The 17,671-nt window shown below is 26.5% G+C and carries 15 protein-coding genes and 1 riboswitch; of the genes, 10 read left to right on the forward strand and 5 right to left on the reverse strand.

Going from position 1 to position 17,671, the window contains the following annotated elements; all coding sequences use genetic code 11:
- Positions 1 to 211: 211 nt before the first annotated feature.
- On the forward strand, positions 212 to 1,102 hold the full coding sequence (locus Q0W06_RS06765) for an NUDIX domain-containing protein (RefSeq protein ID WP_297633169.1): 891 nt from the start codon (positions 212 to 214) through the stop codon (positions 1,100 to 1,102).
- A gap of 51 nt (positions 1,103 to 1,153) precedes the next feature.
- A complete protein-coding gene (locus Q0W06_RS06770) occupies positions 1,154 to 2,608 on the forward strand; it encodes a nicotinate phosphoribosyltransferase (protein WP_297633171.1) in 1,455 nt (484 codons plus the stop codon).
- 44 nt (positions 2,609 to 2,652) lie between these two features.
- Here the strand turns inward: Q0W06_RS06770 and Q0W06_RS06775 are convergent, their stop codons facing one another.
- Together Q0W06_RS06775 and Q0W06_RS06780 are read right to left on the reverse strand one after the other, a co-directional pair.
- The gene (locus Q0W06_RS06775; protein WP_297633173.1) at positions 2,653 to 4,050 is read right to left on the reverse strand and encodes an FAD-dependent protein; all 1,398 of its coding nucleotides are present in this window, start codon (positions 4,048 to 4,050) and stop codon (positions 2,653 to 2,655) included.
- A 9-nt stretch (positions 4,051 to 4,059) separates the two neighbouring features.
- A riboswitch (purine riboswitch) is annotated at positions 4,060 to 4,159 on the reverse strand.
- Between the two features lie 203 nt (positions 4,160 to 4,362).
- Positions 4,363 to 4,836 carry a CarD family transcriptional regulator gene (locus Q0W06_RS06780; protein ID WP_297633175.1) on the reverse strand — a complete coding sequence of 158 codons (474 nt, stop codon included), beginning with the start codon at positions 4,834 to 4,836 and terminating at the stop codon, positions 4,363 to 4,365.
- A gap of 297 nt (positions 4,837 to 5,133) precedes the next feature.
- Here Q0W06_RS06780 and Q0W06_RS06785 point away from each other — a divergent pair, with 297 nt between their 5' ends.
- A complete protein-coding gene (locus Q0W06_RS06785; protein WP_297633177.1) occupies positions 5,134 to 5,847 on the forward strand; it encodes an ABC transporter ATP-binding protein in 714 nt (237 codons plus the stop codon).
- Complete coding sequence (locus tag Q0W06_RS06790) at positions 5,840 to 7,423, forward strand: hypothetical protein (protein ID WP_297633179.1); 1,584 nt, start codon at positions 5,840 to 5,842, stop codon at positions 7,421 to 7,423. Before Q0W06_RS06785 ends, Q0W06_RS06790 begins: the two co-directional genes overlap by 8 nt.
- Before the next feature lie 47 nt (positions 7,424 to 7,470).
- On the opposite strand, the gene Q0W06_RS06795 is transcribed toward Q0W06_RS06790, so the two are convergent.
- Positions 7,471 to 8,457 (reverse strand): Gfo/Idh/MocA family oxidoreductase, encoded by a 987-nt coding sequence (locus Q0W06_RS06795; protein WP_297633181.1) that lies wholly within the window; start codon positions 8,455 to 8,457, stop codon positions 7,471 to 7,473.
- A 431-nt stretch (positions 8,458 to 8,888) separates the two neighbouring features.
- Here Q0W06_RS06795 and Q0W06_RS06800 point away from each other — a divergent pair, with 431 nt between their 5' ends.
- The 4 genes from Q0W06_RS06800 (at position 8,889) to Q0W06_RS06815 (ending at position 13,044) form a co-directional block, all read left to right on the forward strand.
- Positions 8,889 to 10,076, forward strand: a complete 1,188-nt coding sequence (locus tag Q0W06_RS06800; protein WP_297633183.1) for an amidohydrolase family protein — start codon at positions 8,889 to 8,891, stop codon at positions 10,074 to 10,076.
- Between the two features lie 26 nt (positions 10,077 to 10,102).
- Positions 10,103 to 10,861, forward strand: a complete 759-nt coding sequence (locus tag Q0W06_RS06805; RefSeq protein WP_297633184.1) for a Cof-type HAD-IIB family hydrolase — start codon at positions 10,103 to 10,105, stop codon at positions 10,859 to 10,861.
- 244 nt (positions 10,862 to 11,105) lie between these two features.
- On the forward strand, positions 11,106 to 12,440 hold the full coding sequence (locus tag Q0W06_RS06810; RefSeq protein WP_297633186.1) for a DUF5590 domain-containing protein: 1,335 nt from the start codon (positions 11,106 to 11,108) through the stop codon (positions 12,438 to 12,440).
- A gap of 118 nt (positions 12,441 to 12,558) precedes the next feature.
- Positions 12,559 to 13,044 carry a GNAT family N-acetyltransferase gene (locus tag Q0W06_RS06815; protein WP_297633188.1) on the forward strand — a complete coding sequence of 162 codons (486 nt, stop codon included), beginning with the start codon at positions 12,559 to 12,561 and terminating at the stop codon, positions 13,042 to 13,044.
- Between the two features lie 30 nt (positions 13,045 to 13,074).
- Here Q0W06_RS06815 and Q0W06_RS06820 read toward each other — a convergent pair whose 3' ends face one another.
- Complete coding sequence (locus Q0W06_RS06820) at positions 13,075 to 14,244, reverse strand: MFS transporter (protein WP_297633190.1); 1,170 nt, start codon at positions 14,242 to 14,244, stop codon at positions 13,075 to 13,077.
- A gap of 130 nt (positions 14,245 to 14,374) precedes the next feature.
- On the opposite strand from Q0W06_RS06820, the gene Q0W06_RS06825 reads away from it, so the two are divergent.
- Complete coding sequence (locus Q0W06_RS06825; RefSeq protein ID WP_297633192.1) at positions 14,375 to 15,247, forward strand: LysR family transcriptional regulator; 873 nt, start codon at positions 14,375 to 14,377, stop codon at positions 15,245 to 15,247.
- A 69-nt stretch (positions 15,248 to 15,316) separates the two neighbouring features.
- Here Q0W06_RS06825 and Q0W06_RS06830 read toward each other — a convergent pair whose 3' ends face one another.
- On the reverse strand, positions 15,317 to 16,174 hold the full coding sequence (locus tag Q0W06_RS06830) for a metallophosphoesterase (protein ID WP_297633194.1): 858 nt from the start codon (positions 16,172 to 16,174) through the stop codon (positions 15,317 to 15,319).
- Between the two features lie 188 nt (positions 16,175 to 16,362).
- Between Q0W06_RS06830 and Q0W06_RS06835 the strand changes: the two genes are divergently transcribed.
- Positions 16,363 to 16,983 (forward strand): hypothetical protein, encoded by a 621-nt coding sequence (locus Q0W06_RS06835; RefSeq protein WP_297633196.1) that lies wholly within the window; start codon positions 16,363 to 16,365, stop codon positions 16,981 to 16,983.
- Positions 16,984 to 17,671: the final 688 nt, after the last annotated feature.

Genomic DNA, 17,671 nt, shown 5'->3' on the forward strand with positions numbered 1-17,671 from the left:
TCATAGCATGTATCTAGTGCTATGCTATTGAGCTATAGATACACTTATATGTAATTCTTTCATTATAGTTGGTATAGCAACATTCATAATTAGAAAAACATAGAATTGAAAATCTTATATAAAAGAAAATATTGACTTATTCTCTAAAAGAGAATAAGATTTAATTACAACTTATTTCAAAAAAGAGAATAAGTAATAGGGGGATAAGCCTATGGAAACAAAAAGAAAAAATAAAAAAGGGCAAACCTTAGAAGAATTTTTAGAGAGTTATAAACCAGGTAATTATGAAAAGCCATCTTTAACTGTAGATATGCTTTTATTTACCGTAGTAGATAAATTTAATGAGAATAAAAAAAAGGTTCCAAGCAAAGAACTAAAGATTATGTTAGTTAAAAGAAAAAACCATCCATTCATAGGACAATGGGCTATACCAGGTGGATTTGTTGATATTAATGAATCTGTAGAAGAAGCTGTATATAGAGAACTAAAGGAAGAAACAAATATAGAAAATGTATATTTAGAACAGTTATATCTTTTTGGAGATGTAGATAGGGATCCAAGAATGAGAGTAGTATCATCTTCATATATGGCATTAGTAAGTCATAGAAATTTAAATCCTATAGCAGGAGATGATGCTGAAGATGTAATGTGGTTTACAGTGCAAATAGAAAATGAAGAAGAAGGGAAACAATTATTGATTCTTCAAGGTGATGATGAGAAAACTGTTTTAAGTTATACTATTAAAACAGTTTTTGAAGAAAAAGGAATCTTAAATAGAAAGAAAATAATTATAAACCCAGTTTATGAGGATTTAGATACTCAAATTGCATTTGATCATATTAAGATAATAAATATGGCTCTTGAAAGAATGAGAAATAAAATAGAGTATACACCTATAGCTTTTACATTAGTAGATGAATACTTTACATTAACAGAATTACAGAAAGTTTATGAAGTGATTCTAGGAAAAGAATTAAGAAAATCCAATTTTAGAAAGAAAATAGCATCTATGGTAATAGAAACGGAGAAAAAGTGGAATGAAGGTGGATATAGACCACCTAAACTATACAAATTTAATAGAGAATGGACTCATGAATTCTAATTTAAAGAAAATAATACCTATTCTGAAAAAGAATAAGTCGGAGGATAATTAATGAATAAAATAGATTTGAAAAATAAAAGGAATTTAAGTATGTTAGTAGATTTTTATGAATTTACTATGGCAAACGGATATTTCAACAATGGATATAAAGATAAAATAGTAACTTGTGATATGTTTTTTAGGAAGATACCAGATGGTGGAGGATTTGCTATAGCAGCAGGGCTTGAACAGCTTATAGAGTATATAGAAGGGCTTGAATTTATAGAAGATGATATTAATTATCTAAGAAGTATGAATATATTTTCAGAGGAATTTTTAGAATATCTATTAAACTTTAAGTTTAAAGGTGATATACATGCAATAGAGGAAGGAACACCAGTTTTTCCAAATGAACCATTAGTTACTGTAAAAGCAAGAATAATAGATGCCCAATTAATAGAGACAATGTTATTACTTTCAATAAATCACCAAACATTATTAGCAACGAAAGCTAATAGAATTGTTAGAGCTGCAAATGGAAAGCAAGTTTTTGATTTAGGAGCTAGAAGAGGACAAGGAAGTGATGCAGCTATATTAGGAGCAAGAGCTGCTATAATTGGAGGAATAGATAAAACTGCAACTACAATTACAGGACAAAATTTTGGAGTTGGTGTTGTTGGAACTATGGCACATTCATGGATTCAATTTTTTGAGAGTGAATATGAAGCTTTTGAATTATATGCAAAGACTTATCCAGACAATTGTGTACTTTTAGTAGATACTTATAATGTTTTAGGTTCAGGAATTCCTAATGCTATAAAGGTTGCAAAAGAAGTTTTAGAACCGATGGGAAAAAGATTAAAAGGAATAAGATTAGATAGTGGAGATTTAGCTTATCTTTCTAAGAAAGTAAGAAAAATATTAGATAGAGAAGGACTAAGCGACTGTCAAATAGTAGCGTCTAATAGTTTAGATGAATATATAATTAGAGATTTAATAAGACAAGGTGCAGCTATTGACATATATGGAGTTGGTGAAAGACTTATAACAGCTAAATCAGAGCCTGTTTTTGGTGGAGTATATAAACTTATGGCTGTTGAAGAAAATGGTGAAATGAAGCCTAGAATAAAACTTTCAGAAAATGTAGAGAAAGTAACAAATCCAGGATGTAAAGAAGTTTGGAGACTTATGGATAATGAAACAAATAAAGCTATAGCAGATGTATTAACTATAGAAGGTGAAGTAATAGAAAATAGTAAATCATATAGAATATTTGATCCAGTGCATACATGGAAGAAGAAGATAGTGAGGAATTTTACACCAGTAAAATTACAAGTTCCTATTTATAAGCAAGGAGAACTAGTATATAAATTACCAACTATAGATGAAATACAAAAGAGAAGAGAAGAAGGCGTAGAGAGTCTTTGGGATGAAATAAAAAGATTTGAAAATCCGCATCAATATTATGTAGATCTTTCACAAAAACTATGGGATTTAAAAGCAGAATTAATAAATAAATTTAGTTAGATTAAAAAACAGAGAGGCTACTTAGTGTAGTCTCTCTTTATATATTAAGATAATTTTTCTCCCATCATAACGCCCATGGCGGAAGCCATCATAAGACCTCTAGTCCATCCACTAGAATCACCAAGGCAGTGAAGACCTTTTATATTTGTCTCAAAATTATCATCAACTATAACTTTATTACTATAGAATTTTATTTCAGGACCATAAAGTAGTGTTTCATCACTAGCAAATCCTGGAACAACCTTATTCATTGACTCTATAAAGTTTATTATATTAGTCATAGTTCTATAAGGCATTGCAGATGTTAAATCTCCAGCTACGGCATCAGGTAAGGTATATCTAACGTTAGATCTATCTAATTCTTTTTGCCATGTTCTTTTACCAGATAAAATATCACCATATCTTTGAACCAATATACTTCCATTTCCAAGCATATTAACAAGTTCAGCAACTTTTTTACCATATTCAATAGGTTTATTAAATGGTTCAACAAAATCATGGGAGCTTAATATAGCTAAATTAGTATTATTTGATTTTAATTCTTTATAGGAATGTCCATTAACAATAGCTAAATTATTATCATAATTTTCTTGTGATACAAAACCACCAGGATTTTGACAAAAAGTTCTTACTTTATCTTTAAATGGAGCAGGATAGCCAATAAGTTTTGATTCATATAAAACATTGTTTACACTTTCCATAACTTCATTTCTTACTTCAACTCTAACCCCAATATCAACTGTACCAGCTTTATGATTAATATCATGCTTTAAGCACATATCTTTAAGCCAATCAGCACCTTTTCGACCAGTAGCAACAACTACATTATCAGAAAGTAAAGTTCTTTCATTATCTTTTTTAAGAGAGTTTACTACAGAGATACCAGTAATTTTATTATCTTCAATAATTAAATCGTTAACTGTTGTATCAAAAAGAATAGTAACACCATTATCTAAAAGATAATTTTGTAATTTCAAGTATATTTCTTGTGCTTTTTCTGTACCTAAATGTCTAATAGGACAATCAACAAGCTTTAAGTTTCCTTCAATAGCCTTTTTTCTAATTTCCTTTACAGCTTCAGGGTTATCAATACCTTCAACTCTTTCATCAGCACCAAATTCTAAATAGATTTTATCAGTATAATCTATATAATCTTGTACTTTTTTTCCACCTAATAGAAGAGGTAAATCACCACCAACTTCATAGTTTAGAGAAAGTTTTCCATCAGAAAAGGCACCAGCACCAGAAAATCCTGTTGTAATATGACAATAAGGTTTACAGTTAACGCATTTATTTGTTTTAACTTTAGGGCAAGATCGTTTATCAATACTTCTACCTGCCTCTATTAAAAGTATATTTTTATTTTTATTTTTTCTATTAAGTTCTAAAGCTGTAAAAATTCCACCAGGACCAGCACCTACTATAATAACATCATATTTCATAAAAAATCCTCCTTAAATATGATGACCTATAGAAAGAGCATTTAAAGGTGCTCTGTAGAAACATTTCTCCATATTAGAAACTTATATAGAATCAAAATTCGTATTTTATTTTAAAATTTCATTATATTTTATATAATAAAGGGAAAAAAGAAAAAAATCAAGATAATATACGAATAATAACTAAAATAAAAGAAAAAAAGTTCATAAATAAACATAATAAAAAAACTGCGTTAAAGAAAAATTTCTTTAACGCAGTTTTTTTATTATGTAACAATTCTCAGAATGAAGAATTGCAAATTATAAATTTATAATTTATTTATATAGTATTATTTCAGATGGAGACTTATCTAAAATTATTGATAACTCTTCTGTAAGAAGTTTTTCAGCAGTTTTTAAAGTTCTTTCATCTGATTGATTTAATTTTTTTGAAGCTTTAATTTTTTCAAGCTTTTTAGCATGGATACTATTTGCAATATTCATCCAAATCTCAAAACTACCCTCTTTTAGAAGTTTAGTGAAATAAGTATGTCTTTCTCTTTCATTTTCAACCCATAGTGAGCATAAATCATTGTTATTAACAATAGCAGTAGCTTCATCTACATTGATTAGAGGTCTCATAAATAGTGTAGTATTAGTAGGGATTTTAATTTTAGTGTTATTTTCCGAAATAGAATTTAAAACATAATATTCTATCATATCCCCATCCCTATTTTTTTCACTAACAATATCAGCTACTTTGCAAACTCCACTTGTGCTATAAATTATGTAATCATTAATAGTAAACATAAAAACACTCTCCTTATAATAATTTTTTTAGAATAGATTATTAGATAAATAGGAGAATAAAAAATTTTGATATTTTCTCTTGTCATATTTATAAAATTAATTTAATAAATAAAATAATTTATTGAAATAAGATATTCTATATCTATTATATCACAGTTATAAAGATTAGATTGAATTATTATTAATATAAAGTTGAATATGAATAAAATTCAAAATAAAAATTCATTTGAAAATATTGACAATGTGATACAAGTGTTATATATTATATATAACAAAAAATGAAGGTGGGGAAAGTAGATGTTAAGTATAAAAAATTTCTCTAAAACATATAAAGGAAATAAAAAGGCAGTGGATAATTTAAGCCTAGAAATCAAAAAAGGGGATATATTTGGATTTATAGGTCATAATGGAGCAGGAAAAACAACTACTATAAAAGCTATAGTTGGAATTTTAGAAATAGAAGAAGGTAATATTTTAATAGATGGAATGTCAATTAAAGATAAACCGATGGAATGTAAAAAAATAATAGCATATGTTCCAGATAATCCGGATATATATGAAAATTTAACAGGAATACAGTATCTTACATTAATATCAGATATATATGGAATATCAAAGGAAGATAGAAGAGAAAGAATAAAAAAATATGGCGATGAATTTTCAATAACAAGTGCATTAGGAGATTTGATAAGTTCATATTCTCATGGAATGAAGCAGAAGCTTGTATTGATTTCAGCATTAATTCATAAACCTAAATTACTTATATTAGATGAACCTTTTGTAGGATTAGATCCATTAGCATCACATAAAGTAAAGGAAATAATGAAAGAAGAATGTGAGAAAGGATTAAGTGTATTCTTTTCAACACATGTATTAGAGGTAGCAGAAAAACTTTGTAATAAAGTAGCAATAATAAAGAATGGACAAATTGTTGCACAAGGAAATACAAAAGAGATTATAGGTGATAATTCATTAGAAGATTTATTTATGGAGCTAGAAGAAGATGAATAGTATTATATCTTTATTAAAATATAATATTATAAACACATATGGAATAAATAGAGTTTTTCAAAAGAAAAATAAAAAAGAGATACTGAAGACTATAGGAATAGGAGTTTTGTTTATATATTTGATAGGATTAGTGATAGTTTTTACAGATATGGTAGCAAAACCTGCAATTCAATTAGGGCTTGGAGATATAATATTACTTCAAGGAATACTTTTATCTATAGGACTTATTGGGTTTACATCTATATATAAAATGGCTGGATATATTTTTGGAAATAAAGATTACAATACTCTTTGTGCAATGCCAATAAGTAGTTTTAAAATAATTATTATAAAAATAATAACAGTAATATTGCCAACTTATTTAATTATGTTAATTTGTATGTTGCCATCATTTATTATATATAGTATGAATGTACAAACATCACCATTTTTCTTAGTTTATGCAATAATAATGCTTTTAGTAATTCCTATGATACCAGTATCTATAGCTACATTTATAGGAACAATTATTTTATATGTAACATCTAAGATGAAAGGAAAAAACTTTTTTACAGTTATTATTTTCTTAGTGATAACTATAGGAGCTATATTTCTTCCTCAAATAATGATCCAAAATATAACTGAAAATGTTGAAAAGTATGCAAAATCAGTAAATGAAATAGTATATGCAGTATATCCACCAACACGTTTCTATATAGGAGCATTAGTAAATGGAAGCTTTAAGGACTTTATAATTTTTATTTCTTTATCATTAATAATATTTATAGTATTTGTTTTATTTGTAAGTAAAGTATTTAATAGAGTAAATAGTAGATTACAAGAAACAACTATGAAAAATAATTACAAAATGGGTGAATTAAAAGAAAGTAGTGTAATAAAGTCACTTGTAATCAATGAAATTAAAAAACTTTTCTCTATGCCTATGGTAACCTTAAATGTAATTATTGGAGCAATAATGTATATTATATTTGGAGCTGCAACAATTTTTGCCGGAAAAAATATATTAGAGGAATTTGCTTCTTTAGGTATACAAAATTTAGAACTTGCAGGCGTATGTATAGTAGGTGTACTTTGTTTAATGTTGACAACTACAACAGCAACAAGTATATCACTAGAAGGAAATAAATTATGGTTTTTAAAAGTAATGCCTGTAGATGTTATGAAAATATTTAAAGCAAAAATAGCAACAAATTTAATGATAACTATCCCTTCAGTATTGATTGGTACAATTTTATCAGGAATTGGATTGAAATTAAGTATTATAGATATAATACTAACATTAATATTACTTTTAATTGTAGCAATACTAATGCCTGCCTTAGGATTAATAATAAATTTATTATTCCCAGTATTAAATTGGACATCAGAAATTGCTGTAGTAAAGAGAAGTACGGCAACAATGATTATGACTTTTGGAGGTATGGGACTTACATTTATAATAGGATTTATTTATGTAAAGATTAAAATAGACTTAATTCTATATATTATGATAATTGGTATTTTAGCTTTAGTTGGAATTATAGCTTGTATGTCTATTTTATCAAAATGGGGAAAGAATCGATTCTTAAATTTATAGAGTATATTGCTGAAAAGCCTAGTAAATATTTTTTACTAGGCTTTTTATTATAAGTCGGAATCGTATACAATACCAAGAGATTTTCTGATAGTATCTATGATTTTTATTGACTCTAAAGATTGGGATAAAGGATTTAAAGAAGATTCAGTACTTTTACTTAGAATAGTTTGAATAAAAGACTCGATTTCATAACACATATCATTTTCTATTTGAGGGATAGTGATATCCTCTGTAGAGCCATCTCTATATATAATTTTAATATTATTGAAGCGAATAGAATCAATTAAAATCGTTCCATTTTCACCTTGTATTTCACAAGGAAGATAGGAGTTTGAAATTTTTGAATAAATAATAGTAGCATCCATATTATCATATTTGAAAATAGCAACTCCAGAACCATCAGTTCCAGTATGAAGTACTTCTCCAGTAGCATGAATTGAATGAGGAACCCCGAAAAGGTTTACTAATGGATGCACGCAATAGATTCCAATATCGGATAGAGCACCAGTGGAAATTTCACGTTTGAAAGCATTTTCTATAATACCTTTTTTAAAATTATCGTACCTAGAAGAATATTGACAATAAGAAAAGAAAACTTTTCTTACAATTCCAATTTTACTTAATGCTTTTTTCACTTCTAAAAAATTTGGTAAACAAGTTATTCGCATAGCTTCCATAAGAACTAAATTTTTTTCTTTAGCTGTAGATATCATTTCTAAAACTTCTTTTTCATTAGAGCCAATAGCTTTTTCACAAAGAACATGCTTACCACCGTTTAACATAGCAATACTTTGTTTTTTATGAAGAAAATTTGGTGATGCAATATATACTGCATCAAAAGCAGATGAATTTGCAAAGGAATTTAAATCATCAAAGAATAAAGTTGCACCAAATTTTGCACCAAAGGATTTTGCTTTCTCTAGATCACGAGAATAGATAGAAACTAACTCAAAATCTACAATAGATTTAGCTGCATTTAGAAAGTTTTCAGTAATAGAACTTGTACCAATTATTCCAAATTTAATTTTTTTCATAAAAAGAAATCCCCCTTAAATAGTTTTTTTATTTATTATATCATATAGATATTTATACTTAAATAAAATCCTCGTAAATGAAATAAAATAAATAAAAAAATTAAAGATGAAACTTAAAAGTATAGGTTAGGCGGGGCTGTAATACTATAAATTAAGTTTGTTTTTTAATTTATAGAAAACAAATAAATTATCTTACAGCTATTTTGCCCCGCTATGAGATAAAAGAGTTAAAGCTTAAGATAATTTAGCTGTTTTCACAAATTAATTTAATAAAAATAGAAAAATAAAAAGTTTTATAAACAATTAAAGAAGAAAGAGAATAGGATAGATTGAAGAGATATTTATATGATAAATTAAAAAAGACATAATTAAATTATGAGAAGGTAAGTACATAAAGAAAAGGAGGGAAGATACCTAGTGTATCGACTTATATGAAAAGCTATTTTAAAAATGCAAATATTGTAGATGTTATTAATTCAAAGATTTTAGAAGGGAAATCGTTAATTATTGAAGATGGAGAAATAAAAAAAATACTAGATAAAGATGAAATTATAGAGGGAAAATTTGAAGAAATAATTGACTTGAAGAGTAAATATATAATGCCGGGTCTTATAGATTGTCATGTGCATGTTTTTTCAGATGGAAGTGGAAAAATAAACTTATTTAAGGAAAATATAGATCCGGTATTAGCAACAGCAGTGGCGATAAATAATTTAGAGACATTATTAAAATCAGGAGTAACTTATATAAGAGATTTGGGATCAGCAAGAGGATTCGATATAAGTTTAAAAGAGTGTGTAAGCTTGGGAATTATAAAAGGACCTAATATAAAATGTTGTGGCCAATTTATAACAATGACTGGTGGACATATGAATATGATAGGTAGAGAAGCAGATGGAATAGAGGAAGTAAGAAAAGCTACTAGAGAGTCTATAAAAATGGGAGCAGATATAATTAAATTAGCTGCATCTGGAGGGGTTATAACTCCAAGAAGTGATGTTAATGCATACCAATTCAATGAAGATGAATTACGAGTAGCTGTAATTGAAGGTCATAAAGCAAATAAAAAAGTAGCAACTCATGCTCATAGTGTACAAGCAATAAAGAATTCAATATTAGCAGGAGTTGATAGCATAGAACATGGATCACTTATTGATGATGAGTGTATAGAACTTATGGTGAAAAATAAAACTTATTTAGTACCAACATTAAAGGTTGGATATAGTATAGTAAATGGATATGAAAACGGAGAAAAAATAGTTGGTGAAGAAGAATATAAAAAAGAGAAAGGAATGTATAAGAATCACGGTAAAAATTTAGAAAAAGCATATAAAGCAGGTGTTAAAATAGCATTAGGTACAGATTCAGGAGTTCCAGGATGTATTTTTGGAACAACCTATCAAGAACTTTTGCTATTACAAAAATGCAATGTAGCAGTTAAAGATATTTTAAAAATAGCAACTATAAATTCAGCAGAACTTTTAGATATAAATGATAAGTATGGAGTTATTGCGGAAAATAAGATAGCAGACTTTTTGGTGTTAAATGAAAATCCATTTAATAAACTAGAAACTATAGGAGAAATATTAGCAGTTTATAAAAATGGTAAGTTAGTGTAAAATTGATATAAAAAGGGGGAGAACAGATGAAAAAATTATTAGCGTCTGATTTAGATGGAACATTAGTATTAAATAATGAAATTACAGAAAAAAATGAACAAGCAGTAAAAAGGTTAAATGAAAATAGTGAAATATTTGTAGTATCAACAGGAAGACCATTAAATGGAGTAGAGTTTATAGAAAGTAAATTTGATATTAAAGTTGATTACTATGTATTACTGAATGGAGCATTAATATTAAATAAAAATAGAAAAGTGATTAAACATGAAAAAATAAATAAAGAGGTAGTTAATACAATATTGCAAAATTATATTTTAGAGAATATGTTAGTATCAGTTGAAACAGGATATATAACCTATCTTTTAACAGAAGAAGCAGAACTACCTTATCCGAATTTGATAAAAGTTAAAGGATTAGAAGAAATAAAGGAAGATATAAGTCTTATTTCGATTTATTGCAGAGATTATTCAATAGAAAAAATAGAGAGTATAAAAGAAGAAATAAATAAAAAATATGATACTGTTGTAGCATATAGAAATTCACAATATATAGATGTAGTACCTAAAGGTTGTTCAAAAGGAAATGCTGTAAAATATATAGCAAGAAAAAAAGAAATTGATAGTAAAAATATTTTTACTATAGGAGATTCATGGAATGATTTAACTATGTTTAATATAACAAAAAATTCTTTTACATTCCATGAAGTAGAAGAGAACTTAAAGAAAAATACAAGTTATATAGTTGATTCAGTAGCAGAATGTATAGATGATTATATATTAAACTAAATAATATTAATGAAGGAGCAGTATAGAATAATTAAATTTTGTACATGCTCCTTTATAATTATATTAAATAAAAATAAAATACAAATAATTATGTTTACAAAAATACAAATAAAAAGATTACAAAGTTACAAACAAAAATGTTTGTAAAAATTTACGTTTGAATCGCTCATTATATTAAAAGGAAAACTTTTAATATATACCTAAAAATGTTAAAATATAGTTACTCTAAAGGAGGAAGATTTTTATGAAAAAGAAGAATATTTTAGCATGGGGAATTAGTGGTATTTGCATAGGAATTCTTATGGGTGTAGTTACAAGTAAAGACTTATTTGAAGAAGAAACACGATATGTTCAAAGTAGAAAAAAGATTCAAGCTACAGAATTAAAAAATATAGAAAATAAAGAAGCAGATAAATCTGAACTTATAAAAAGATTTAGATATGAAAGAGATATGGAATATAGTGATATAAACTATGAAGATGGAACTTTATATTTTAAAAGTTATTTATTTGATATTACGGAAGAAATGAAATTTAATGATGGCTTAAACATTCAGTTTGAAGGTGATAAACTTTCATGGGTAATGGAAATTGATAAAAAGTTTTATGGAGTAGTATCAGAACTTGAAAAAGGTGATATAGAAGTTGAAAAAAATAAAATAATAAGTAATAGAACAGGAAAAGAAACAAAATTAAATGCTTTTTTAGTAGAATTTAAACTTGATGAAAAAGATGGAAAACTTAAAGAAATTGGAAGAGAAAAAAAGACTTTTGAAGAGTATTTAAATGAAAAAGAAAATAAAGAGTATGGGAAATTTTATTCAAGTGAAGTGAAAGAATATAAGGATAAAAATAAGGAAACTGTTGAAGAAGAAAAAATTAAAGCAGTTAAACTTATGAAAGAAAAATATAATATAGCAGAAGTAGAGCATATAGAAGTGTTTAACTCTGATAATAGGTACTACTTAGTTATAGGATACAATAAAAAAATAGAACCAGTTTATATCTTAGGAGACAGAAAAGAAAATAAAGAATATCTTATTGAAAATGAAAATTTTAAAATTCAATTAAAGAGTATGTTTTCTTATGAAGATAGAATTTTAGGAGCAGATAGATTTGGAAACATATTTGAATTCAATATAGATAAAGATAACGTAGTAATGAAAGAGTTAAGTGAAAATGAAATACGTAAAAAAAATCAGGGAGAATTTCATATGATAGGAATGATAGATGAATATGTATATTTTAGAAATTATTTACCTATAGATTCACTTACTGCATATAATATAAAGGAACAAAAATTTTCAGTAGTTTATGAAAGTGAATTTAAAACTATGGATGGAATTGATATGAAAGATGGGTATATATCACTTTATATAGAGCCAGGAGTAAGAGCACAAAAGATGATAGGAAAACTTAAAGGAAATAAAATAGAAACTATAATTGATGAAATACCATATGTAAAAGGATCAACTGATTATATAAATAATGATATTCTAATAATGGAAGCCTTAAATGATCAGCCAGAGTGGGGACAAGATTATGGAACAGAAATTAGAGTATATAAATTAAATAAATAGTAAGATAGCAGAAACAATGAGGAAAATACTTTATTGTTTCTATTTTTTTGAAAATAATAGGTGAGATTTTAAAGGCGGATGAATATAATTTATTATATGAAATTATTAGGAGTCTTTTATGGAAAATATAAAGATAATTAATGCTGATATGAAGTATATAAAGTCTTATTGGGAAGCTTTCGATAGTATTGCAAGAGAAGAAGAGTATTTTGCAACAACAAAGGCATATCCTTTTGAAATAATTAAAGAGTGGATTAGAATGTTTGTTGATTTGAAAATGCCATCATTATGGTTAATTGAAAATGAAAAAATAATTGGATTTGCAGAGGCAGATTTTAGATGTAAAGAGATTGGATATATTAGTATGGGAATAATTAAAGGTTATCGGGAAAAGGGATATGGATTAATGTTGTTAAAGGAACTTATGAAGAAGGGAAAAGAATATGGATATAAAACATTAGAGATAGATGTTCGATTAGAAAACACAAGAGCAATAGCACTTTATAGTAAATTGGGTTTTGAAAGAGTACGTGTTATTGATAAAGGATTAAAACTTAATGATAAATATTACGATGTATTGCAAATGAAATATGAATATGAATAAAATAAAAAAAGCTGCTTATGGCAGCTTTTTTTATAAAAGTATTTTAATTGGATGCTTTTTATTAATAAATCTTGGTAAGAAAATTAAGACTACTCCAAGTATTGTTATTAGAATACCGAAAATAACTAAAGACCACATAAGAGAAAGTACTACGGAAAGAATACCTATTCCTATAGTTGGTACAGCCATTCCAGTATATCCAGCTAAATAATAAGTGGAGATAACACTTGATGATTCTTCTGGTGTAGAAAGCATACCTGCAAGTTGTATACTAGATTGAAAAGTTAGTCCGTTACCGATAGCTAAAATTATCATACCAAGGAATAAAAGCATCATGCTTACTTTATTTCCAGATTGAATAACAAGCCATGTTCCAATTATAAGAAGTAACATTCCTATTTGAATTCGTCTTATATTATTACGTGGAACTCTTATAAATTGAGCTGTAAAACCACCACCTAGGAATATAAGAAGTAGAATTCCAGAGTAAGATAAGTTACTTGATTTTAAAACAGTATGAACAAAAATTGGAATTAATGATATAACTACTCCGTTTAATGCAAGCATAATAAATACAGTTGGACAAATAAATAATAAGAAAAGTGTTTTAGAATTTGTAGGTATACCTAAACTAAATCTAATTTTCTCTTTCTTATTTACAGGTTCTTTTTCATTTGGTACAGAAAGTAAAAGAACTGTAGCAATAAGTAAAAGTAAAAATAAAACTATGTATGGAAGTACATATGGAATTAATGGTGAGTATTCAGCGATTAATCCACTTAAAAAAGGTCCAAGTCCAAATCCAAAAAGTGTCATAGCACCAGATAAAGCTAATGCTTTAGCCATATTAGGACTATTTTTAATAAGAAGTCCATTACTTGTTCCCATAAAGTTTCCAAGTGCAATACCTTCAACAGCTCTTGCTAAATAAAGCATAAAAGCATCTTTAGTAAAGATAAATATTAAGGATGAAAGAATTGCTAAAACAATTCCTGTGCAAACAACTGATTTTGTTCCATTTCGTTTAACTAAAGAAGTTGATATTAAAAGGCTTGGAATCATACAAGCTGTATAAATAGCAAAAAGTAAAGTTAAATCAAAATTGTTTAAATAAAAGTGTAATTGATATATTGGGAATAATGGAGCAGGCAGATTAGCACTAGCTGCCATTATGCAAATAACAAATAAAATTCGTTTCATAAATAAAACCTCCTAAGTAATTAAAATTTATAAATTAATGTCTATGGGTATATTATATATAGAAAAAAATATAAATTCTAATACATAATTTGATATAATTATATGTATTAGAAGAAATAAGGAGGAAGGAATGGAGTTATTACAATTAAAATATTTTATGAAAGTAGCACAAGTACAGCATATGACTAAGGCTGCAAATGAATTATACATATCACAATCATCTTTAAGTAGAACTATAAGTAGATTAGAAGAAGATCTAGGAACAGAATTATTCAAAAGGGATGGACGAAGAATTAAATTAAATGAATGTGGAGAAGCTTTTTTAAAAAGAGTTGAAAATGCATTTTATGAAATTGAGCAAGGTAAGAGAGAAATAGATAAGCTAAAGGGAATAGAAAAGAAAACTATTGTCGTAGGTGCAACAATAACAAGATTATTACCGGATGTATTCCAAGAATTTTTAAGAGAAAGACCTAATATTAGATTTAAATTATTTCAATTGTCAACAAAAGAAATTGAAAAGGAATTAGAAGAAGGAAAGATTGATTTTGCTATATCAACACCTTTAATAGAGAAAGATGGAGTAATCTCTAAAGAGTTAAAAAAAGAGAAATTCTTCTTAGCAACATCAAAAAAGCATCCACTAGCAAAAAGGAAGAGGATAAATATTGAAGAACTAGAAACAGAAATATTTATTGCATTATCAACAGAGTATACATTCCAAAAAAATATTGAAGAAATGTGTATTGCTAATGGGTTTACACCAAATATTATGTTTGAAAGTAATGATATTGAAGTTTTATTTAAGTTAGTATTAGATGATTTTGGTATAGCAATTATGCCAGAGTATTGGTGGGATGAGGAAAGAAAAAACTTACCTATGAAAATTGAGATTGAGAATATTTATTCTAATAGAGTAATTGGAGTTTCATGGAATGAAAGAAAAGAGTTATCAGAAGAGTTAGTAGATTTTAAGGAATTCTTAGTTCAGTATTTTAAATAAGAGTATTAAGAATTTTATAGAAGGTATAAAAGTTGAAATTATTGAATAGTTTCAACTTTTATATTATTTTTATATGGATTTTGGTTCGATTTTAATATTTACTATATCAGGTCTATTAAATAAACGTAATGGAAATCCACTATTTCCCAGTCCACGACTAACAATTAGATGTCCTTTAGTTCCAGGATAAAGTCCACCATAAAATTTTGGAAGAATACCTTGACCTGGCGCAAATAAACCACCTAAAAAAGGAAGAATAAATTGACCTCCATGAGCATGACCTGAAAGCATGATATGAAAATTATAAGTTGAATAATCTCCTTTAAGTGAAACCTTTTCAGGATAATGACTTAAAAGTATTTTAAAACCTGTCTTTGATTCAAGTTCTTTTAGAAGTTTTTCATATCCGGTAAGGTGATATGTAGCTTTTAATCGGTTAAGGCCAAACTTGTTATGAGCATCTAGAAGTTCAGACAATCCTAAAATATTTATTTCTTGGTTTTTAACTGTAATTTTAGCAAATTCATTTTGTAGTGTAATTACATTATTCTCTTTTAGTGTCTTTAAAATTAAAGATAACTCTTTAATTCTATTTTCGTTATTTCCGGGAATATAAACTACAGGACATTTTTTATTTAAGTCTATTAAAAAATTTAGAGTTTTATCAAAATTTTTTAAATTAGAATCAATAATATCACCAGTAGCAAAAATAATGTCAGGGTGAAAAGAAAGAACTTTTTCTTTTAATTTATTATTATCCTTACCAAATTCTTTGCTGTGCAAATCAGATATTTGTATAAAATTCAAAAGATTTTTCACATCGGCATTAAGACATATCTTAGTAGTTTTAAAACTATTATTTTGGTGATAGCAAAAACCAATCCCAGCACCTATTGCTATAGGAAGGCATTTTAAAAAAAATCCCATAAAAATTTTCCTCCTTAAATTATAAATACATTTAATTATAATACTAAGTAGGTGTAAAAAACAATTTATAAAATAAGAGGAGATTTTATAAAAATAGATAGAAAAAGAGGCGTAGTTTAAATATAATAATATAATGTATTTAGATTACTTAAAATATAAGTAGGTATATGATAATAGGGGAGGATATTATGGGAGAATTGAAAGAAAAATTTTTTAGACTTATGGGAGGCTTTATACTTTGTGCAAGTTCAACTGTATTTATGCTTAATTCTAATTTAGGATTATCACCTTGGGATGTATTACATCAAGGAATTGAAAAGCATACTTTTTTAACAATTGGATGGGCAAGTGTTATTGCAGGAATAATTTGTCTTGTAGGAGGAGTCATTCTTGGACAGAAACTAGGAATAGGAACTATATTAAATATGATAATAGTAGGACCGATTATTGATTTTATTATATACATCAAAATTATTCCAGTTGCTGAAAATGTTACTATGGGTATAGTAATGATGATAATAGGAATGTTTACTATGGGAGTTGGCTGTTATTTATACATAGGATGTGGCTTAGGATGTGGTCCAAGAGATGGGTTAATGTTAGCATTAAATGAAAAGTTAAATATTGAAATTAAATATATTAGATCAATTATAGAGATAATAGTATTAGTTTTAGGATATGTTCTTGGAGGAATAGTTGGACTTGGAACATTAATAAGTGCTATAGGGCTTGGATATTGTTTGCAATTAGTATTTAAAATAAAAAAGTTTGATGCAAAGAATATTATTCATAAATCGATTTTTAATTAGAAGTAAATAAATAATATGATAAATCCCAGAAAGGTTAAAATTTTTCTGGGATTTATTAAGTTTCTATTTCAGAGATAGAAAACTTGTGGGATATTTTAGTTTGTATAGAAAATTATTGAATGAATAAAGAAAAGTAAGTTATATCTAAATGAAAAATTGTCTTTAAATAAATATTTTAGAAAAATGAAATTTAAAAATAAAATTATGCAAAATGAAATAAGAGTGAAAAGGAAGAAAAATGAAAGGATGAGAAATGCTGAAAGGCCTTATGTAAAGGTATACTAAACAGATTTACAAAAAATACATAACTGAAAAAATAGTATAGATATGCAATAGATAAAATCCACTTATTCAAAAATAAGTAAAAAATAATTTACAGTTATTAGTTAAATAATTCAAAAAACATGATTTATATCAAGAAAAAGATAAGAAAATGGAAAACTAAGGGCATAAAACAATGCGTTTATAAAATATTCGGAATATTCAGAAAAAAGAATATGTAAAATTATACTACTTCAAAAAAATTTTTTAGCGTGAATAAAAGAGTAATATAGGTAGAAAAATGAAGTAAAAGTGATATATTTTAATTAAATAATATAATTTGATTAAAAATAGAGTAAAAATAGCTAAAATGAACTTTTAAGTTTTAAAAACAATAGTTATATAATGAATGCAAGGACAGAAAGAA

The organism is uncultured Clostridium sp., from assembly GCF_947072515.1.
Taxonomy (GTDB): Bacteria; Bacillota; Clostridia; order Clostridiales; family Clostridiaceae; genus Clostridium.

Excerpts from the sequence above, each read along its gene's own strand:
- Q0W06_RS06810 (WP_297633186.1), top strand. The coding sequence starts at position 11,106 with ATGAAAAAGAAGAATATTTTAGCATGGGGAATTAGTGGTATTTGCATA.
- Q0W06_RS06830 (WP_297633194.1), bottom strand. The coding sequence starts at position 16,174 with ATGGGATTTTTTTTAAAATGCCTTCCTATAGCAATAGGTGCTGGGATT.
- Q0W06_RS06795 (WP_297633181.1), bottom strand. The coding sequence starts at position 8,457 with ATGAAAAAAATTAAATTTGGAATAATTGGTACAAGTTCTATTACTGAA.
- Q0W06_RS06785 (WP_297633177.1), top strand. The coding sequence starts at position 5,134 with ATGTTAAGTATAAAAAATTTCTCTAAAACATATAAAGGAAATAAAAAG.
- Q0W06_RS06825 (WP_297633192.1), top strand. The coding sequence starts at position 14,375 with ATGGAGTTATTACAATTAAAATATTTTATGAAAGTAGCACAAGTACAG.
- Q0W06_RS06815 (WP_297633188.1), top strand. The coding sequence starts at position 12,559 with ATGGAAAATATAAAGATAATTAATGCTGATATGAAGTATATAAAGTCT.
- Q0W06_RS06820 (WP_297633190.1), bottom strand. The coding sequence starts at position 14,244 with ATGAAACGAATTTTATTTGTTATTTGCATAATGGCAGCTAGTGCTAAT.
- Q0W06_RS06770 (WP_297633171.1), top strand. The coding sequence starts at position 1,154 with ATGAATAAAATAGATTTGAAAAATAAAAGGAATTTAAGTATGTTAGTA.
- Q0W06_RS06780 (WP_297633175.1), bottom strand. The coding sequence starts at position 4,836 with ATGTTTACTATTAATGATTACATAATTTATAGCACAAGTGGAGTTTGC.
- Q0W06_RS06765 (WP_297633169.1), top strand. The coding sequence starts at position 212 with ATGGAAACAAAAAGAAAAAATAAAAAAGGGCAAACCTTAGAAGAATTT.
- Q0W06_RS06800 (WP_297633183.1), top strand. The coding sequence starts at position 8,889 with ATGAAAAGCTATTTTAAAAATGCAAATATTGTAGATGTTATTAATTCA.
- Q0W06_RS06775 (WP_297633173.1), bottom strand. The coding sequence starts at position 4,050 with ATGAAATATGATGTTATTATAGTAGGTGCTGGTCCTGGTGGAATTTTT.
- Q0W06_RS06805 (WP_297633184.1), top strand. The coding sequence starts at position 10,103 with ATGAAAAAATTATTAGCGTCTGATTTAGATGGAACATTAGTATTAAAT.
- Q0W06_RS06790 (WP_297633179.1), top strand. The coding sequence starts at position 5,840 with ATGAATAGTATTATATCTTTATTAAAATATAATATTATAAACACATAT.
- Q0W06_RS06835 (WP_297633196.1), top strand. The coding sequence starts at position 16,363 with ATGGGAGAATTGAAAGAAAAATTTTTTAGACTTATGGGAGGCTTTATA.